The organism is Pigmentiphaga sp. MLSB6-MA01, assembly GCF_058793475.1.
In genome coordinates, this window is record NZ_JBXAFV010000020.1 from 1 (window position 1) to 18,643 (window position 18,643).

Below are 18,643 nucleotides of genomic sequence, written 5' to 3' on the forward strand. Positions count from 1 at the left end.
TCACTGTCGTTGGTCCTTGACGGGTGGGGTGGGGCCCCCCACCGCGGGCCGCCCCACCCCACCGGTCAAGGACGGTTCAAGAACCCTATCCCAGACATTCATGAATGTCGATTCAGCCTAGGGCCCCTTGCCGGCCATGTACGACGATCGATGGGCCTCAAGCCTCGTCGATCACCGGGTTGCGCAGCAGGCCCACGCCCTCCACCTCGATCTCGCACACATCGCCGGGCTTGAGCCAGACCGGTGGCTTGCGCGCCAGGCCCACGCCCGACGGGGTGCCGGTGATGATCATGTCGCCCGGTTGCAGCGCCATGCCTTCCGAGCAGGCCGCCACCAGGGTGGCCACGTCGAAGATCATGTCGCGGGTGTTGGCGTCCTGCATGACCTGGCCGTTCAGGCGGCACTGGATCCGCAGCCCGGCGGCGCCCGGCGGCAGTTCGTCGGCGGTGACGAACTCCGGGCCGAAGCCGCCGCTGCGGTCGAAGTTCTTGCCCCACAGCCACTGGTTGGAGCGGAACTGGTAGTCGCGGATCGACCCTTCGTTGAACAGCGAATAGCCCGCCACGTGTTCGAGCGCGCGTTCCTTGGGAATGTAGCGGCCGCCCTTGCCGATCACCGCGACCAGTTCGGCCTCGTAGTCGAACTGCACGGAGACGCGGGGGCGTTCGATGGCGGTGCCGTGGGCCACCCAGGACGACGGGAAGCGCTGGAACAGCACCGGATGCGCGGGCGGCGCGAAATTGCTTTCGGCGGCATGGTCCACATAGTTCAGGCCGATGGCGAAAGCCTTGGCGGGGTGTTGCAGCGGCGGCAGCAGGGCGAGGCCGGCCAGGGCCAGGCGCTCGCCCGGCGCGTCGGCCGCCGCGCGGGCGGCATCCAGGCCGCCGGGGTCGCGCAGCAGTTCGTCCAGCGTGGCGGGCAGGCCGCGCGCGGTCAGGTCGACCACGTCGTTGCCCAGGCGGGCACCGAGGGCGGGCGCGCCGGCGGGGTTCTTGAAGGCGATCAGTCTCATGGCGTGTCTCGTTTCCCCGTCAGCCGGGGTATTCCTGGTTGGTGATGAAGTCGGCCGGCAGGGGCGGACCCCAGACGTAGAGCGAGTCCTCGGGCGGGTGGTCGGCGGCGGGCCAGTCCAGGCCGGCCGGGACGTAGTCGATATCGTACGAGTATTCGGCCCAGCTGCCCCAGGGGTCGCGCACGTAGTAGAAGTAGTTCGAGCCCAGCACGTGGCGGCCGACGCCCCAGCCCTGCGCGTAGCCGGCGATGCGCATCTGCTCGGAGCCGCGGCCGACCTCGTCCAGGCTGCCAACGTCCCAGCTGGAGTGATGCAGGCCGCGTGCGTGCGATTTGGCGAAAGCCACGAGGTGATGGTCGCTGCCATGGATGCCGTGCATGAAGGCGATGAGGTCGCCGGAATGGTCCGACACGCGCAGCCCCAGTATGGTCCGGCAGAAGTCCACCATGCGTGCGACGTCGGGCGTGAAGAACAGGACGTGCGAAAGGTGGCGCGGCCGCACCGGCCGCACGCGGCTGCGGGCCGGGGCGGCGCCCTGGCCGGGCGGGACCGGGGCGAAGGCAAAGGGCGGGCTCTTGGCGGCGGGCGAAACCTTGTCCGCCACCACCAGTTGCAGCGGCGTGCCATCCGGATCGCGCAGCCACAGCCCCTGGCCGTCCGACAGTGCGTGCGGGGCGGTTCGCGGGCCCGCGGCCTCGATGCGCGCGCGCATTTCGTCCAGGTCGGCCGCGTGGATGCCGTAGCGGACGTATTGCAGGCGCTTGGTCTGGCCTTGCTCGTGGACGCGGCTCCACACATGGGGATGGCCGTGCGTGCGCAGTTCGAGATGGCCGGCGCCGCGCCGCACGTCCAGGCCGAAGGCCAGGTAGAAGCGTTCGGCCTCGGCCAGGTCGGGCACCGAGTACACGAAGCAGTCCACCGAATGCACGGCGGCGCGGCGTTCGAGGTGAGTCGTCAAGGCTGGGGCGCGCATCGGCGTGCTCCTATTCCGGTTTGATGCCCGCCATGTCGACGGCGGCGCGCAGGATGGCGGTGTCGTCGCGCAGCGACGCGGCGAAGGCCTCGGGGCTGCTGCCGATCACGCTCCAGTGCTGTTCCTCGATCTTGGCGCGCACGTCGGGCTGCTGCAACACGGCGCGGAAGGTGTCGGCCAGCCTGGCGACGATGGGCGCGGGCGTGCCAGCGGGCGCGACGAATCCCATCCAGTTGCCGAAGGGGCGGAAGTCGGGGAAGTCCTCGGTGATGGCGGGCACGTCGGGGTGCAGCGGATGGCGCCTGGGAGTCATGAAGGCCAGCACCTTGATCTGTCCCTGCTTCCACTGTCCGAGCAGGCTGCCCACGCTCAGGATGGTGGCGTCGAGCCGGCCGGCCAGCAGTTCGATGGCGATCTGGCCCGCGCCCTGGTAGGGCACGTGCAGCATGTCGACGCCGGCGGCGGCCTTGAACTGTTCGCCCAGCAGGTGGTTGAACGAGCCGTTGCCGACGCTGGCGAAATTGAGCTTGCCGGGATTGCGCTTCAGGTAGTCGACGAACTCGCGCGTGGTGTTGGCCGGCACCTTGGCGCTGACCATCAGCGCGACGGGCAGGTCGGCCACGGCGGTGATGGGCGTGAAGCTCTTGAGCGGTTCGTAGGGCAGGTCCTTGCGCAGGTAGCTGTTGAGCAGCAGGGCCGAGGTGGTGGTCAGGTGGATGTTGTAGCCGTCGGGCGCCATGCGGGCGGCGTAGCTGGTGCCGACGATGCCGTTGGCGCCGCCGCGGTTCTCGAACACCAGCGGCTGGCCCAGCAGCTTGCCCGCCCGGTCGGCGATCAGGCGGCCGATGACGTCGATGGGCGATCCGGTGGGATAAGGAAAGACCACGTGGATGGGCTTGTTGGGGTAGGGTTGTTGCGCGCCTGCCTGCAGCGGGCAGGCCAGGCCGAGCAGCGCGGCCAGCGCTCCGGCGATCAGTTGCTTGGCTTGTCTCATCGTGGGTCCTCTTGGGGGGCTACGTGACCGGGGGACTTGGCCCCGGCCTGGGGAAGGGATGCCAGGCAGTCGCGGAACGCCCGGCAGATGTCGTCGTTGGCGCGGCGGGCCGCGGCCGAGGCTTCGAAGAAGCCCAGGAAGGGGTGGAACATGTCGTCGTGGCGCAGTAGCGTGACGGGCACGCCGGCGCCGCGCAGCCCGTCGGCGTAGGCCAGGCCTTCGCTGCGCAACGGGTCGTGCCCGGCCACCGCGATGACGGTGGGGGGCAGCCCGGCCAGGTCGTCGGCGCGCAGCGGCGAAGGCGGGAAGGTGGCGGCTTCCCCGGCGCGTTCGCCCATGTACAGGCGGGCGATGTCGCGCAGGTCGGCCGGGGACAGCATGGGATAGTCGCGGCCAGCCGCCTCCAGGCGCCGCGTATCGCGGGCCATGTCCAGGCCGGGCACGACCAGTAGTTGTGCCGCCAGCGGCCGGCCGGCGTCGCGGCACAGCAGGGCGGCGCTGGCCGCCAGGTTGGCGCCCGCGCTTTCTCCGGCCACGGCTACGCGGGCCGGGTCGCCGCCCAGTTCACGGGCATGCGCCTGTACCCATTGCGTGGCGGCCAGGGCGTCGTCGTGCGCGGCCGGGTAGGGATGCTCGGGCGCCAGCCGGTAGTCCACCGACACGACCACCGCGTCCATGTCGCGGCACAGCTTGCGCGCGATGTCGTCCATCAGTTCGACGCTGCCCAGCACGAAACCGCCGCCGTGGAAGAAGACCACGGTGGCGTGCGGGCCCGCCGTGGCGGGACGATAGACGCGGCCTGGCACCGGGGCCTCGGCCTCGGTCAGGTCGCGCACGGCGCCTACTTCGGGCACGCCGTGGCGGTCGCGCGCGGCCAGGATGGCGCGCGCCATGCGCTGGCGGGCCTCGGGTGCGCCGCCGGCGAACGGCGCGGGGGCGCCTTGCGCGCGCAGGGCGGCCACGATGCGGGCCAGGTCCGCGTCCAGGGGGACGGCAGGCGCGGCCGTCATGCCGGCAGCTCCAGCACGTGCGCCTGCGAGGCCCGGGCGCGCCGCCGCAGCGCCTCGACGTCGAGGTGCAGCAGTTGTCCCGCGCGTTTGACGGCGCGGCCGGCCACGAACACGGTATCGACGTTGCCGGGATGGGCCGCCAGCACCACGGCGCCGACGGCGTCCGACACCGGTGTCAGGTTCAGGTCGTCGCCGCGTATCAGCACGATGTCGGCCTCCTTGCCGGGCGTGAGCGAGCCGGTCTTGTGGTCCAGGCCGGTGGCGCGGGCGCCGGCCAGCGTGGCGAATTCCAGCACGTCGCGCAGCGTGAGCGTGGCCGGCGCGTCCGGCACGCGCGAGTGGCCGCCGCCCATCCAGGACCGGTAATAGGCGAAAGCGTGGCGCATCTGGGTGAACATGTCGCCGGCGCATTTCGTCTCGGTATCGCCGCTCAGGCTGGGCCGGATGCCGGCGGCCAGCAGGCGGTCGAAGGGGATGTCGCCGATGCCCTGGGCGTTCATCTCGCAATGCACGCCCAGCGAGGCGGTGACGCCGGCGTCGGCCATCATCGCGATCTCGTCATGGCCGCAGAAGCAGCAGTGCACGAAGGTCAGGTCCGGGCCCAGCGCGCCTTCGGCCTGCATCTGCGCGATCGCGCGGATGGGCGCGTTGCGCGCGTAGGCGCCCATGTGGATGCTGGAGCGTATGCCCAGTTCGCGCGCCAGGCGCAGGTCGTCCAGCCAGACTTCGCGGCGGGCCATCTCGGGGCCGCGCGCCGCCATGGCCAGCGTCAGCAACTGGTCGTCCGAGGCAAAGAACTCCCGGCGCAGCCGGCGGATGTCGCGTGGGTGGCCGCGCTGGCTGTCGAACATCCAGCTCGCGCCCTCGACCAGCGGCCAGCCGTGGCCGAACACGGCCCGCAGGCCGGCGTCCCGCAGGGCCTGGACGGCGGCGTCGCTGTGCTCGGGACTGTTCTGCACGTGCGACCAGTCCATCATGGTGGTGATGCCGCCGTCCAGCGCCGAGACCGCGCCCAGCAGCGTGCCGGTGTAGACGTCCTCGGCGCGGAAGGCCGCGCCCTTGGCGCCCAGCATCTCGGCAAAATAGACCTGCGGATCGATGTCGGCATAGCGGTGCCGCACGCAGGTCTGCCAGGTATGGCGGTGCGTGTCGACGAAGCCGGGCAGGACGATCATCCCGCGGGCATCGATCTGCTCCGCATCGTCGACCGCGAGGTTCGGCGCGATCGCGGCGATGCGGTCGTCCTCGATCAGGAGGTCGCCCTGGCGCAGATCGCCCACCTGGGGATCGACGCTGACGATCCAACCCTGGCGGATGAGCGTGCGACGGCTCATGCCCGCGCTCCGCGCAGCCAGCGTGCCAGCTCGGCGCGCACTTCGCCGCCCTGTTGCACGGAGGTGCCGGCCCAGGCGATGTAGCCGTCCGGCCGCACCAGCAGCCCCTGGACGCCGGCCAGCGCGGCGGGCGCCCGGCCCAGGCGCGCCTGCACGTGGCGCACGGGCAGCCCTTCCAGCGGCAGGTCCGCGTACTGGCCGCTGTAGCCTTCCAGGTCCAGCAGCACGAAGCGCCGCTCGCGCAGCAGTTCGGCCAGGCGCACCGACTGGCCGTCCAGTCCGATCAGGTCGATGTCCGGGGCGTGCTGCCCGGCCAGCGGGTGGCTGCCTGGCGGCGCGGGATAGGGGTGGGTCAGGCCGCAGAGTTCGCGCACCAGCTTGCGCTGCACGTCGGGCAGCGGAATGTACTCGCGCTGCATGCGCCGCTTCAGGGCGACGCCTTCGGGTTCGAAATTGAATTGCAGCGCACACTGGGCCGCGACGCTGTCGAGCAGGTCGCGCATGACCGGCAGGCGTTCCTCGTCATAGCTGTCGAGGATGGCGGCGTCGCTGTGGCCCCGCACCACGTGGGCCAGCTTCCATCCCAGGTTGAAGGCGTCCTGCAGGCAGAAGTTCATGCCCACGCCGCTGGCGGGGTAGTGGATGCGCGCCGATTCGCCCACCAGGAAGACGCGGCCGCTGCGCAGCGTGGGCACGGCGCGCATCTGGTCGTCGAAGCGCGAGGCCCAGCGGTGGCCGCGGATGCCGTAGTCGGTGCCGTGCACGTCGCGGATGCATTGCAGGGCTTCTTCCAGCGTGACGGGCTCATCCTTGGCCGCATGCCGCCGGTCGCGATGCACGATGTTGAAGCGGGTGATGCCGTCGCCGAAGGCGTAGCCGCGCACCCAGCCCATCTCGTTGTCGACGTTGACGCGGCCGCCGGGCCAGGGGGCGTCCAGTTCGGCGTCGATCACGATGCCGCGGAACGAGCCGCCGCGGCCGTCGAAGGGCAGGCCGGCCTGGCCGCGCACGACGCTGCGGCCGCCGTCGGCGCCGACCAGATAGCGGGCGCGCAGGGTAGTCGTGGTGCCGTCCTCGCTGCCGACATCCACTTCGACCCCGTCCGCCGATTGCCGCACGGCCCGGGCTTCGGCGCCGCGCCGTATCTCGGCGCCGCTTTCCTCGGCCCAGGTCCACAGGATTTCCTCGGTCAGGTTCTGCGGCAGTCCCAGCGTGAAGCCGTAGCGGGTTTCCAGGTAATGCCATTCGATGGGGTGGAAGCCAGCCCAGATGTGCGAGGGGCGGAACGGATACGGGCTGATGTCGCGTGTGCGCCGGATGAAGCGGTCGGCGATGCCGCGCGCGTCGAACAGTTCCAGCACGCGCGGCAACAGGGTGCCGGCGCGCGACTGCACGCCTTCGGTGCGCCGCTCCAGGACCAGCGTCCTGGCTCCCGAGCCCGCCAGTTCGGCGGCCAGGGTCAGCCCCGACGGGCCGCCACCGACCACGATCACATCCCACTGCATTGTCTGTCTCCAGCTTTTTCGTCAAGGCGGCTTCGAGCCGCATGCCTCGCATGGTGGCGAGCCCGTCGACAGACGTAAAGTTAATTGTTTAAATTCGAACCATTTGTTTGGTAAATGGATGGGCCATGCGCTTCAACAAGCTGGACTTGAATCTGCTGGTGGTGCTCGACGCCCTCCTGGCCACCCGCAGCGTGAGCCGCGCCGCCGAGCGCATCTTCCTGAGCCAGCCCGCGACCAGCCTGGCGCTGGGGCGGCTGCGCGAGTATTTCGACGACGAGCTGCTGGTGCCGGTGGGCAAGACCCTGGTGCCGACCCCGCTGGCCGAGCAGCTGGTCAAGCCGGTGCGCGACGTGCTGCTGCAGATCCAGACCGTGACGCGCGCCCGGCCCACCTTCGATCCGGCCACGGCCACGCGCCGCTTCACGATCGAATCCTCGGACTATGTCATCACGGTGCTGCTGGCGGAGGTGGTGCGGCGGGCGGCGAAGCTGGCGCCGCTGATGCAGTTCGACCTGCGGGCGATCAGCCCCCAGACGCCCGAGCACCTGGACAGCGGCGGGATCGAACTCCTGATCGCGCCGGAGTTCGCGGTCGTGGCGGGGCACCCGGCCGAACCGCTGTTCGAGGACACGTTTTCCTGCCTGGTGTGCGAAGCGCATGTCGACCCGGCGTTCGAACTGTCGAGCGAAGCCTATTTCGAGGCTGCGCACGTGGGCGTGGAATGGGGCGGCGGGCGGCGGATCACCTATGACGCGAAGATGCTGTCGCGCGGCCGGCGTCAGCGCCGGCAGGACGTGATCGCCCCCAACTTCACGCTGGTGCCGGAGTTGCTGGTGGGCACGCCGCGCATCGCGACCCTGCCGACCCGGCTGGCGCGCCACATGGCGGCGCGTTTTGCGCTGCGGGTGGTGCCTTGTCCGATTGAGATTCCCCGCTTCGCGGAGAACCTGCAATGGCACAAGTACCAGGAGCGGGATCCGGCCATTTCCTGGCTGCGGGGGTTGTTGCGGGCCACGGCCGGGGATTTGCCCGCGCTGGACGAGGCGCCGCGCGTTCCGCCGCGGCGCCGGCGAGGCGAAGACGCGCGCGCCTAGTGTTCGGACCCGGTGGCGAGGGTGATCTGCGCTGCGGCGACTCGAATCGCATCGTCGTCGATGTGCCGATGGATCACGATCCGCAGGGTATCGGCATCGCGCGGGCGGACGAGTATTCCCCGGGCGGACAGCCGCGCGGCGCAGGCGGTCGCTGCGCCGGGGCTCGAGGCGCCCAGGTGGATGAGCACGATGTTCGTGTCCGGCGCATTTCCGACCAGCGCCGGAGCTTGTGCCCGCAGGCTGGCCCATAAGGCGTACGCGCGCCGGTGGTCGTCGGCCAGCCGTCCGGCCATGTCGCGCAAGGCGACCAGGCCCGCGGCGGCGACGCAGCCCGCCTGGCGCAGGCCGCCGCCCACCATGCGGCGATAGCTGCGGGCGCGGACGACGAAGTCGCGGGAACCCGCCAGGATCGAGCCCATGGGCGCGCTCAGGCCCTTGGACAGGCAGAACGTCACCGTGTCGCCGAATGCGGCGATGGCCGCGGGCGGGACGCCCTGCGCCAGCGCCGCATTGAAGATCCGCGCGCCGTCGATATGGACGGCCGCGCCGGCCGCCCGCGCGTGTCCGCTCACGGCGGCGAGGTAGGGCAGCGGCAGGGCGCGGCCGCCCGCATGATTGTGGCTCGTTTCGATCACGACCATCGCCGTGGGGGCGCCATGGCGGGAATAGCCGCCGCGCATCGACGCCGCCAGCGCGTCGAGGTCCATCATGCCGCCGCGCGACCGGACCGCCGTGCACATCAGGCCGGCCAGGCGCGAAATGCCGCCACCCTCGGAACGGGCCACGTGCGCGTGTTCATCGACCAGCGCCTCGCCCCCTCTGCTGGCGTGCACCAGGGCCGCGACCAGGTTGCCCATGGTGCCGCTGGCCACGAACAAGGCGTCTTCCTTGCCCATGGCCGCGGCGCCCGCCGCTTCCAGTTCGCCCACGGTCGGGTCGCCGTCCAGCCCGTCGTCGCCGACGACGGCCATGCGCATCGCCTCGCGCATGGCCTCGGTGGGCTCCGTGACGGTATCGCTGCGCAGGTCGATGCGGCGTCCGGCCCCGGTGGCGGGCGCGCGATCAGGCGCGGGACTGGCGCTCATGCCACTGCGCGGTCACGGCCACGGCGCGGTCGATGTCCGACCGGTCGTTGTAGGCATGGATGGAGAATCGCAGCAGGTCGCGCCGGACGGCGGCCTGTACCCGGTGCTCCTGGAGATGGCGTTGCAGTTCGGCCGACGCGGGACCGCCGCCGGGGATGCGCAGGCACACCATGTTGGCCATGATGGCCCCCGCGGGCCGCACCACGCCGCAGCCGCGCTCGGCCAGGCCGTCGGCGAGCGAGGTGGCCAGTGCCGTGACGTGTCGGTCGATCGCGGGCGTGCCGCACGCCAGCAACATGGACAGGGTATCGGCCACGAGCGCCGACGCCAGGAAGTTGTAGTTGCCCACATCGAAGCGCTGGGCGCCGGCCTTGTAGTGGATGGGGCCCTTGTCGTAATCGGCTTCGTGGGTCGCGGCGATGGTGACGCCGAAGCGCGCCAGGTAGGGCGGCGTCAACGACTCGGCAAAAGCGCGGCGCACATACAGCAGCCCCATGCCGTACAGCGAGCACAGTCCCTTTTGCGTGCTGGCCGCCAGCGCGTCGATGCCCATGGCCTCGACGTCCAGGTGCGTGATCCCGGCCGCCTGCGCCGCATCCACCACCAGATGCGCGCCGGCGGCGCGGCAGGCCCGGCCGAGCGCATGCAGATCGGTGCGCAGCCCCGGCTTGAACGAGGTGGCGGAAACGGTCACCACGCGCACGCGCGATCCCTCGCCCAGCCGATCGAGCGCGGCCTGCAGCGGGAACAGTCCGTCGGGCGACGGCAGGTCGCGCACCACCACGCCCAGCCGTTCCTGGTTGCGCCAGGTATAGAGGTTGTTGGGGTGTTCGATGTCGGAGCACAGGATGACTTCATCCCCGGGCCGCCAGTCGATGGAGGCCGCGACGATGTTCAGGCCTTCGGATACGTTCTTGGTCATGGCGATCTCGATCGGATCGGCGTTGACCAGGCGCGCGAAGGACTGGCGCACCGTCTCGACCAGGCTGAAGTAGCGGTCCTTGTCGATGACGCCGTTCACGCGTTCGAGCAGGTGGGCCTGGGCGATCTCCAGGCTGCTGGCGGGAATCAGGCTGCGGCTGGCCACGTCCAGGTGGGCGCGCTGGGCGGTGCCGGGGAAGCGGGCGCGCAGGGCGGCAAAGGGGGACATGTCGGTAACGGTTGTCATGGCGGGCTCGGACAAATGCGGGGAATGTCCGGCAGCATAGTCAGCGCGACTTTGCGCGCCTATCGATTTTTCGGTGCGCGAGCTATGACCTCAGGACATACCGCGTTGGCCGCGCGCCGCGGTGCGGGCGACCTCTCCGGCCTGCCCGTGCAGGAAACCGATCAGCGTCTCGGCGGCGGCCGACAGGGGGCGGTCCACCCGGCGCAGGATGCCCATCTGCCGCTGGGGCCTGGGCGGGCCGATGGGCCGGTGCACCAGTCCGGCCAGGTTCATGGCTTCCAGGCCGACGCGGGGCAGCACGGTCACGCCCAGGCCTTCGCGCACCATGCTCAGGGCCGTGACCATGTTCACCACCTCGAAGGCCGGCGCGCGATGGCTGCCGGCCTGCGCCAGTCCCGCATCGACCAGCCGCCTGACGCTGGATGGCGCGGGCAGCAGCACCAGCGGCATCGCGGCAAGCTCGGGCCAGCCGATCTGGCGGGCGCGCGCGCGGGCATGGCCGGCGGGCAGGATGGCGACCAGTTCGTCGGTGAACATGAAGTCGAACCGCAGCGCCGGAATCTCGTGCGAATACATGCCCAGGCCGAACTCCACTTCGCGCTGGAGCACCTTGTCGATCAGGAGGTCGTTCTGGTCCTCGATCTGGCGTACCTGGACTTTGGGAAAGCGCTCGCGCAACTGGGCGATCGCGCGGGTTCCGAGGCCGAATGCCGACGAAGGCAGGACGGCGAAGGTCACGGTCCCGCTTTCGCCGCCGGCCAGCTCGCGCAGGTTGGCATAGGCGTGCTGCAGGTCGTCCAGCGGGCGCTTGACCTGCGCCAGCAGCAGGCGCCCGCCTTCGGTCAGCTCCATGCGCCGCGTGGTTCGCTCGAACAGGCGCACGCCCACCATGGCCTCGAGTTCGCGTATGAGTTGCGAGAAGGCGGGCTGGGTCATGGCCAGCCGGTCCGCGGCCTTGCTGAACGCGCCGGTCTCCGCGGCGGCCACGAAACCTTCGAGTTGCCGCAGCTTGAAATTCATACGTATCGCCTATGAATGGTAAATAAATATCCAATTGTCGTAACAGTCTAGCAAGCTCATAGTCCTGCCGACAGGACCGATCCGCGGTCCTTGCCGAGGAAGGAATGAGCGAATACTGGATAGGCATCGACACGGGCGGCACATTCACCGACCTGGTGTTGGGCGATACGCGCGGCGGCCGCTGGCACTACCACAAGGTGCCCACGCTGACGGCGGACCCCGCGCAGGGGATATTGAACGGCATCGCCGAGATCATGAGTCTGGCGGCGGTCGATCCCGCGCAGGTCGGGTTCCTGGTGCTCGGCACCACGCTGGCGACCAACGCGGTGCTGGAAGGGCAGTGGGCGCGGACGGGGTTGATCACCACGCAGGGGTTCGGCGACGTGCTGAGCCTCGCGCGGCAGCGCCGTCCCCACTATTTCAACCTGGACGTGCCCAAGCCCATGCCCCCGGTGCCCGACGATTGCCGCGCCGAAGTGGCCGAACGCATCGCCGCCGACGGCGAGGTCGTCACGCCGCTGCGCGACGAGGACGTGCTGGGCGCGCTGAACGCGTTGCGCGGGCGCGGCGTGCAGACGGTCGCCATCTGCTTCCTGCATGCCTACCAGAACGCGGCGCACGAGGAGCGCGCGCGCCAACTGGTGGCGCGGCACTGGCCCGAGGCCTATGTCAGTGTCTCGTCCGAAGTGCTGCCCGAGTTCCGCGAGTACGAGCGTTTCATCACCACGGTCGTCAACGCCAGCCTGATGCCGGTGATGGACGATTACCTGCAACGCTTCGAGATGGGCGTGCGGGACCTGGGCGTGCGGTCGAGTCCCCACGTCATGCAATCGAACGGCGGCGCGGTCACCACCCAGACCGTGCGGCAGCGTCCCATCAACACTTTCTTCTCGGGCCCGGCGGGGGGGGTCGTCAGCACCGCGGCGCTGGGCGAGGCCTGCGGCGTGCGCAACCTCATCACCTTCGACATGGGGGGCACGAGTACCGACGTCTGCCTGATCCGCGATGGCCGGCCGGCCATGAAGAGCGAGCGCGACATGGGGGGCTTTCCCGTGCGCACCCGTACCCTGGACATCCACACCATAGGCGCGGGAGGCGGCAGCCTGGCCTGGCTGGACGCGGGCGGGCTGCTCAAGGTCGGGCCCAAGAGCGCCAGCGCCTATCCCGGCCCGGCCTCGTATGGGCGCGGCGGCACCAGGCCCACGGTCACGGATGCCAACGTGCTGCTGGGCCGGCTGAGCCCGGTCGCGCTGCTGGGCGGGCGCATGTCCATGCACCCGGAACTGGCGGCCCGGGCCATCCGCGACGAGGTCGCCACCGCCATGGGCCGTGGCGCGGAGGAGGTCGCGATCGGCATACTGGAGATCGCCAACGCCAACATGACGGGCGCGGTGCGCGTGATTTCCGTCGAGCAGGGCGAAGACCCGCGCGACTACGCGCTGGTCGCCTTCGGCGGCGCGGGTCCCCTGCATGCGGCCGATGTCGCCACGATGGCGGGCATGCGCCACGTCATCGTTCCGCCGCGGCCCGGGCTCATGTCGGCGCAGGGCCTGCTCCAGTCGGACCGGCAGGGCGATTTTTCCCTGACCCGCCTGGTTCCGGCCATGCCCGACCGGCTGCCGCTACTGAACGCGGGCCTGCGCGAGCTGGCGCGCCGCGCGGATGACTGGCTGGCCTCCGAGGGGGTCGGCCTTGATGCCGGAGGCGTCGCGCGGCACTGGCAACTCGATCTGCGCTATCTGGGCCAGAACGCGGAACTGATCCTGGACATCGCCGCGGGCGAGCTCGACGCCACCGCGCTGGCGCTGGCCATCGACGCCTATCACGCCCGCCATGCCGATCTGTACGGCTACGACATGCGCGCCCAGGGCGTGGAGGTGGTCAACCTGCGCGTGTCGGTCGTCATCGCCCGCGAGCGCCTGGAGGCCGCGGCCATCGCCCGGCAGGACGCGCGGACCGATCCCGTCGCCGGGGCGCCCACGCGCCGCGTATGGTTCGCCGCGACCGGTTTCGTCGACACGCCCGTGCTGCAGCGGGACGACCTGCTGGCAGGCGCCTGCCTGGACGGGCCCGCCATCGTCGAGCAGATGGATACCACCACGGTCATTCCGCCCGGCTCGTCGACCCGCGTCGGCGCGGACGGCAGCCTGCACATCGATCTCACGCCCGGCGCGCCGGGCAAGGAAGCCCATTGATGACTCCCGTCGACCCCATCCGTGCCGAGGTCGTCGCCCGCTATCTGCTGGGCGTGACCGAGGAAATGAGCGCGGCGCTGATGCGCACCGCGTTCTCTCCCAACATCAAGGAGCGCGGCGATTGTTCGACCGCGGTGTTCGACCATCTCGGCAATGTCGTGGCGCTGCCCCAGCGCGTGCCGATCCACCTGGGCTCGATGGTGGGCGTGGTACAGGCCGTGCTCGAACGGTTTCCCCGGCAGGAGATCCGGCCAGGCGACATGTTCCTGGCCAACGATCCCTACAACGGCGGCGGTTCGCACCTGCCCGACATCAACGTCATTTCGCCCGTCTTCATCGACGGGGAGATCGTGGCCTATGTGGCCTGCATCGCCCATCACGCGGACGTGGGCGGCATGGTGCCGGGTTCCGAGGCCGCGGTCTGCCAGTCCATCTTCCAGGAAGGACTGCGCATTCCGCCGGTGCGCATCGTCAGCGCGGGCCAGGTCAACCGGGACGTGTTCGACATCCTGATGCTGAACTCGCGCACGCCCGACGAACGGGCGGGCGACCTGCGCGCCCAGATCGCCGCCAACACGGTCGGCCAGCGCAGCGTGCAGACGCTGTTCGAGCGCTACGGCGTGGCGCAGACCCAGGCCATCATGGCCGCCTACCTGGACTTCACCGAGCGGCGCTTTGCCGCCGCCATCGCCAAGGTTCCGCCGGGCCGCTATGAAGCCTGCGAATACCTGGATGGCGTGGAGGCGGGAGAAAAGGCCGCGATACGTCTGGTCCTGACCGTGGGTGACGGCAAGCTGAACTTCGATTTCGCCGGCTCCGCGCCGCAACTGGCGGCGGCGCGCAATATCCCGCTGCGGGCGCTGGTCGCCACGGTGTACACGGTGGTCAAGAGCTTGCTGGATCCCGACGTGCCCGCCAACTCGGGCTATTTCCGCACCATGGACATCAGTGCTCCGTCCGGCTCGGTGGTCGGGCCGGTTTCGCCCGCGGCGGTGGGCGCCCGTTCGATTTCCTGCGCCGTGCTGGGCGATGCGATCGCGGCCGCGCTGTCGCAGGCCATTCCCGACCGGGCCCTGGCCGGTTGCGGGCCGCACCAGTTGATCGTGCTGGCCGGGACCGACCCGCGCACGGGCGGCTATTACGTGAACTACGAGACGATTGCCGGCGCCATGGGCGCGCGGGCCTACCAGCCCGGCGTCGATGCCGTGCGGGTGCATGCCTCGGGTTCTTCCAACCTGCCGGTCGAGGCGCTGGAGCACGCCTATCCGTTCTTGATCGAACGCTATGCGCTGCGCAGAGATTCCGGCGGCGCGGGACACCACCGCGGCGGCCACGGCGTGGTGCGCGACTACCGCGCCTTGGGCGACGATACGGTGCTGAGCCTGTCGTCCGAGCGCCAGAACGTACCGGCCGCCGGCATGGCCGGCGGGGCCGACGGCGCGCTGGGGGAATTCATCCTGAATCCGGGTACGCCCGGAGAGCGGCGCCTGCCGTCGGCGGCGGCGGAGATCCGGCTGCGCAGGAACGACGTCCTGCGGGTGTGCACGCCGGGAGCGGGAGGCTACGGGACGCCCGCGTGAGTTGGCGCGGCGGGGCCTCCAGGAGGCCCCGCCGCGTATCGAAGAGCAGGGAGACACTGTCAGGCAGTGCGGCGGTTGCCGCGAGCTTTTCCAATAGACATACAAAGCAAAGGAATCCTCATGTATCCGATCAAGACTGTTTACCGGCTGGCGCGGTGGCTGCCGGCCATGGCCATCGCGCTGGCGGCCTTCCCCTCGGTGGCGGCGGACGCCTATCCCACCCGGCCGCTGCGCTTTGTCGTTCCCTATGCCGCCGGCGGCGCGGTGGACGTGGCCGCGCGCATGATCGGACGCTACGTGTCCGAGCAACTGGGCCAGCAGGTCGTGGTCGAGAACAAGCCGGGCGCGGGGGGCATCATCGCCATCAAGCACGTGCTGGGTTTTCCCGCCGATGGCTATACCTTCCTGGTCTGTGCCGCGGGCGAGATCGTGATCAATCCCGTCATCAATAAGGAAGTCGACTACGACACCAGCCGGGACCTGACGCCCGTCAGCATGGTTACCACCGCGCCCAACGTGCTGGTCGTGAAGCGGGATTTTCCGGCGAACAGCGTTTCCGAGCTGATTGCCTACGCCCGCAAGCATCCGGGCGAACTGACCTTTTCCTCGAGCGGCGTGGGCACCATCCAGCACGTGACCGGCGAGGTGTTCAACAAAATGGCCGGCATCGAGGCCCGGCACGTGCCCTACAGCGGCGCGCCCCAGGCCGCGATGGAGGTGGCGACGGGGCGGGTGACCATGACCTACGCCAGCCCGGGCTCGATCCGCGGTTTCGTCGACCGGGGCGAACTGAAGATGCTGGGCATGGCGCTGCCCGAACGCTATCCGCCGCTGCCGCAGGTGCCGACCATCCGCGAAGCGCCCGAGGTGTCGTCGTTCAACGTCGAAAGCTGGTTCGGCATGTTCGCCGCCAGCGGGACGCCCGAGCCAGTGATCCAGAAGGTCAATGCCCTGGTCCAGCAAGCGATGCAGCAGCCGGATATCGCCAAGAAGCTCATGGACACCGCGGGCGTGCCGATGCAGACGACCCCGGCCCAGGCCAAGGAGTTCGTCGGCCGCGAGATCGCCAAATACAAGACTTTGCTGAAGGAAGCCGACATCCGGCTGCACTGATGGCCACCGCCCCCGCCTTGCCGCCCGCGTCGTCCTCGCTGCTCGCGAGGTTGCCGTCGACGCGGCTCATGCTGGCCTTCGATGTCTCGGCACGTCACCTGAATCTGGTGCGGGCGGCCGAGGAGCTCGGCATCACGCAGGGCGCCCTCAGCCGCCAGATCCGCGCGCTCGAAGACCACCTGGGCGTGCGCCTGTTCGAGCGCCATGCCCGCGGGCTGCGCTTCACGCAAGAGGGGGAACTGCTGTATGACTTCACCCGGCGCGGCTTCGAGACGCTGGGCGCGGGGATAGGCCGGCTCACGCTGCGGGCCGAGCGCCAGACCCTGGTGCTGTCGGTGGCGCGCAGCTTCGCGCTGCGTGTCCTGATCCCCCGCCTGGCAGGTTTCACCGAGGCCCATCCGCACATCCACCTGAGCCTGGATATCCACCGCTACTTCGCGGACATCGCCAGTTCGGGGGTGGACGTCTCGATCCGGCTGGGCGCGGGGGACTGGCTGGACTGCCGCGCGCTGCGACTGACGCGGGACCGCATCGTGCCGGTGTGCGCGCCGGCGATCCGCGCACAATTGCGCGACCCCGCGGCGCGCCCGCGCGTGCCATGGCTGCGCAATATCGAACGCGACGACGCATCGCCGCGGGCGGAGGGGCTGGACGGCCTCCCGCCGGGCGACCTGCGCATCGATTTCAACGACTCGGCTTCCATGCTCGCGGCCGCGGAGGCGTCGCTGGGCGTGGCCGTCAGCCGTTCCTCGCTGGTCGCCGACGCCGAGGCGGCCGGCCGCCTGGCGCGCCCCACGTCCTGGGAGACGTGCGACGGCCTGGACTACTACGCGGTGTGTACCGAGCGGGCCTATCGCAAGCCTGCGGTCAAGGCCTTCCTGGAGTGGGCGGGAGGCCTGGCGCCGGGCTGACGGCGCGGTCCTCAGCGCTTGACCCGCGACAGGGGATCGTCCGGCTTGTAGGTCGGCGTCTGCGGCTTGGGCGAACCCAGCATCACGCACATCAGCGCCTCTTCGTCGCCGATGTTGACCTCGCCCCGGTAGACGCCGGGCGGGACCGAGATCAGGTCGCGTTCGCCGGCCTCGATCTCCCAGTATTCGCCTTCCTTCGATTCGCACATGATGCGGACCTTGCCGCGCAGCACGAAGAAGACTTCCTCGGTGTCCTCGTGCAGATGCAGCGGGCCGACGTGGCCGGCGGGGATGATCATGGTCGAGAAGGTGAAGTGCACCGCCGGCACGGTATTGGAATCGCTGGCGACGCCGGTGGCGCCGGTGCCGAGGTAGCGCATCTGGGCGCGGCCGTACTTGGGGTCGTAGTCGGCCTGGAACTTCAGCGCGTTCCAGTCGTACTGGCGGGTGGAGCGCTGAACACAGCGCGAGTTCATCCAGTCGCCGAAGCTCATGCCCTCGGGGCGCCGGAGGGTGGGTTTGGCGGCATCGATCAGGGTATCGACGGGATCGTTCATGGCAGCTCCTGCTTGCGGCATGGTGGGAAACAGAGCTGCCAGTCTAGGAACGGCGGCCGGCCGGGGCCTTGATCTAGATCATAATCGTTCCATTAATAAATCATCGTCTTATATGTAAAACAATTCAGGGTTCAGGTTTGCCCTGAAAAGGCTTGAGTCCTGGCGGCCGGGCTTCTTCGATGTGCCGCTTCAGGGCCAGTTGGAAGGCGGAGAATTCCTTGTCCTCGCGGCTGGCCAGGTAAAGCGGCAGCGTGAGCGCGAGGCCGGGCGTCCGTACGCAGCGCAGCTCGCCGCGCGCCAGGTCGCGTTCCACCGCGGTCTTGGAGAAGAAGCACACGCCCAGGTCGCGCCGCACGGCTTCCTTCTGCGCTTCCGGATGGCCCAGGTTGAGCACGATGCGCCGGGACGGGATGCCGTTGGCGCGCAACTGCCCTTCCTCCAGTTGCTGCATGACGGTGCTGTTCGCGGTGCTGATGAAGGGCAGGCGCGAGATCTCCTCGCGCCGCGCCTCGCCGCCCACCCAGCGGCTGTCCGGGGCGCTGATCAGCAGCAGGTCCTCGTCCCACAGCGGGCGTACCGCCAGGCCATCCAGATTCTGCGTGGGCGCGATGATGAGAACGGCGAAGTCGCAGGCGCCGGTGCGCGTGGCTTCCAGCGCTACCTGCGGGTTCGAGATCGAGACATGGACCTGGCCGTCGGGCCGCAGCACCTGGAAATCGCAGATCAACTGGCTCAGCAGATAGGTGCCCACGCTCATGGACGCGGCGACCACCGCCTGGCCCGGGGCGAGATCCGTCGAGCCGCCCAGTTCCCGTTCCAGTTCGCGCGTGCGGGTGACGACTTCCTGCGCCCATTTGTAGACGCGTTGGCCAGTGGCCGTCAGCGCGATGCCGCGGCCTTCGCGGCGGACCAGCGCCGTGCCCAGCTTTTCCTCCAGGCTGCGGATGTGCGAGGTGACGACCGGCTGGGTGACGAACAGGTAGTCCGCGGCGCGCGTGACGCTCTGGAGTTCGGCCACCACGCAGAAGACTTCGAGTTTCTGCAAGGTGAGATAGGGGTCGAAGCGGGCCATGAGGATTCAATCCATAGCTG

16 protein-coding genes are annotated in these 18,643 nt (G+C 69.8%); 5 read left to right on the forward strand and 11 right to left on the reverse strand.

Features of this window, described 5'->3' with window-relative positions:
- Positions 1 to 157: 157 nt before the first annotated feature.
- Genes AC1Q6E_RS25755 through AC1Q6E_RS25780 form a run of 6 tightly spaced genes read right to left on the reverse strand, consistent with a single transcriptional unit; the run spans position 158 to position 6,828 of the window.
- On the reverse strand, positions 158 to 1,012 hold the full coding sequence (locus AC1Q6E_RS25755; RefSeq protein ID WP_152792778.1) for a fumarylacetoacetate hydrolase family protein: 855 nt from the start codon (positions 1,010 to 1,012) through the stop codon (positions 158 to 160).
- Between the two features lie 19 nt (positions 1,013 to 1,031).
- On the reverse strand, positions 1,032 to 1,985 hold the full coding sequence (locus tag AC1Q6E_RS25760; RefSeq protein ID WP_296558225.1) for a VOC family protein: 954 nt from the start codon (positions 1,983 to 1,985) through the stop codon (positions 1,032 to 1,034).
- A 10-nt stretch (positions 1,986 to 1,995) separates the two neighbouring features.
- Positions 1,996 to 2,979, reverse strand: a complete 984-nt coding sequence (locus tag AC1Q6E_RS25765) for a Bug family tripartite tricarboxylate transporter substrate binding protein (RefSeq protein ID WP_296558227.1) — start codon at positions 2,977 to 2,979, stop codon at positions 1,996 to 1,998.
- On the reverse strand, positions 2,976 to 3,989 hold the full coding sequence (locus AC1Q6E_RS25770) for an alpha/beta hydrolase (RefSeq protein WP_296558229.1): 1,014 nt from the start codon (positions 3,987 to 3,989) through the stop codon (positions 2,976 to 2,978). Before AC1Q6E_RS25770 ends, AC1Q6E_RS25765 begins: the two co-directional genes overlap by 4 nt.
- A complete protein-coding gene (locus tag AC1Q6E_RS25775; protein ID WP_296558231.1) occupies positions 3,986 to 5,323 on the reverse strand; it encodes an amidohydrolase family protein in 1,338 nt (445 codons plus the stop codon). The genes AC1Q6E_RS25770 and AC1Q6E_RS25775 overlap by 4 nt, the downstream gene beginning before the upstream one ends.
- Positions 5,320 to 6,828, reverse strand: coding sequence for an FAD-dependent monooxygenase (locus tag AC1Q6E_RS25780; RefSeq protein ID WP_492573801.1), 1,509 nt, complete (start codon positions 6,826 to 6,828; stop codon positions 5,320 to 5,322). The genes AC1Q6E_RS25775 and AC1Q6E_RS25780 overlap by 4 nt, the downstream gene beginning before the upstream one ends.
- A 125-nt stretch (positions 6,829 to 6,953) precedes the next feature.
- Between AC1Q6E_RS25780 and AC1Q6E_RS25785 the strand changes: the two genes are divergently transcribed.
- Positions 6,954 to 7,922: a LysR family transcriptional regulator gene (locus AC1Q6E_RS25785; protein ID WP_296558237.1), complete on the forward strand. Its 969-nt coding sequence runs from the start codon at positions 6,954 to 6,956 to the stop codon at positions 7,920 to 7,922.
- Here AC1Q6E_RS25785 and AC1Q6E_RS25790 read toward each other — a convergent pair.
- From AC1Q6E_RS25790 to AC1Q6E_RS25800, 3 genes are all read right to left on the reverse strand, one after another.
- The gene (locus AC1Q6E_RS25790) at positions 7,919 to 9,007 is read right to left on the reverse strand and encodes a GntG family PLP-dependent aldolase (protein WP_492573802.1); all 1,089 of its coding nucleotides are present in this window, start codon (positions 9,005 to 9,007) and stop codon (positions 7,919 to 7,921) included. The two genes, AC1Q6E_RS25785 and AC1Q6E_RS25790, sit on opposite strands and share 4 nt — an antisense overlap.
- The gene (locus AC1Q6E_RS25795) at positions 8,985 to 10,175 is read right to left on the reverse strand and encodes an aminotransferase class V-fold PLP-dependent enzyme (protein ID WP_296558240.1); all 1,191 of its coding nucleotides are present in this window, start codon (positions 10,173 to 10,175) and stop codon (positions 8,985 to 8,987) included. Before AC1Q6E_RS25795 ends, AC1Q6E_RS25790 begins: the two co-directional genes overlap by 23 nt.
- Before the next feature lie 90 nt (positions 10,176 to 10,265).
- Positions 10,266 to 11,195: a LysR substrate-binding domain-containing protein gene (locus AC1Q6E_RS25800; RefSeq protein WP_152792787.1), complete on the reverse strand. Its 930-nt coding sequence runs from the start codon at positions 11,193 to 11,195 to the stop codon at positions 10,266 to 10,268.
- A 104-nt stretch (positions 11,196 to 11,299) separates the two neighbouring features.
- Between AC1Q6E_RS25800 and AC1Q6E_RS25805 the strand changes: the two genes are divergently transcribed.
- The 4 genes from AC1Q6E_RS25805 to AC1Q6E_RS25820 all read left to right on the forward strand — a co-directional run bounded on the left by AC1Q6E_RS25805 (position 11,300) and on the right by AC1Q6E_RS25820 (position 16,994).
- Entirely contained in the window at positions 11,300 to 13,390 is a 2,091-nt protein-coding gene (locus tag AC1Q6E_RS25805) for a hydantoinase/oxoprolinase family protein (RefSeq protein ID WP_492573803.1), read from the forward strand.
- On the forward strand, positions 13,390 to 14,970 hold the full coding sequence (locus AC1Q6E_RS25810) for a hydantoinase B/oxoprolinase family protein (protein WP_296558245.1): 1,581 nt from the start codon (positions 13,390 to 13,392) through the stop codon (positions 14,968 to 14,970). Before AC1Q6E_RS25805 ends, AC1Q6E_RS25810 begins: the two co-directional genes overlap by 1 nt.
- Positions 14,971 to 15,090: 120 nt before the next feature.
- On the forward strand, positions 15,091 to 16,083 hold the full coding sequence (locus tag AC1Q6E_RS25815; RefSeq protein WP_152792790.1) for a Bug family tripartite tricarboxylate transporter substrate binding protein: 993 nt from the start codon (positions 15,091 to 15,093) through the stop codon (positions 16,081 to 16,083).
- A complete protein-coding gene (locus tag AC1Q6E_RS25820) occupies positions 16,083 to 16,994 on the forward strand; it encodes a LysR substrate-binding domain-containing protein (protein WP_492573804.1) in 912 nt (303 codons plus the stop codon). Before AC1Q6E_RS25815 ends, AC1Q6E_RS25820 begins: the two co-directional genes overlap by 1 nt.
- An 11-nt stretch (positions 16,995 to 17,005) precedes the next feature.
- Here the strand turns inward: AC1Q6E_RS25820 and AC1Q6E_RS25825 are convergent, their stop codons facing one another.
- Together AC1Q6E_RS25825 and AC1Q6E_RS25830 are read right to left on the reverse strand one after the other, a co-directional pair.
- Entirely contained in the window at positions 17,006 to 17,488 is a 483-nt protein-coding gene (locus AC1Q6E_RS25825; RefSeq protein WP_296558331.1) for a cupin domain-containing protein, read from the reverse strand.
- A gap of 187 nt (positions 17,489 to 17,675) precedes the next feature.
- Positions 17,676 to 18,623, reverse strand: coding sequence for a LysR family transcriptional regulator (locus tag AC1Q6E_RS25830; protein ID WP_152792793.1), 948 nt, complete (start codon positions 18,621 to 18,623; stop codon positions 17,676 to 17,678).
- Between the last annotated feature and the right edge of the window lie 20 nt (positions 18,624 to 18,643).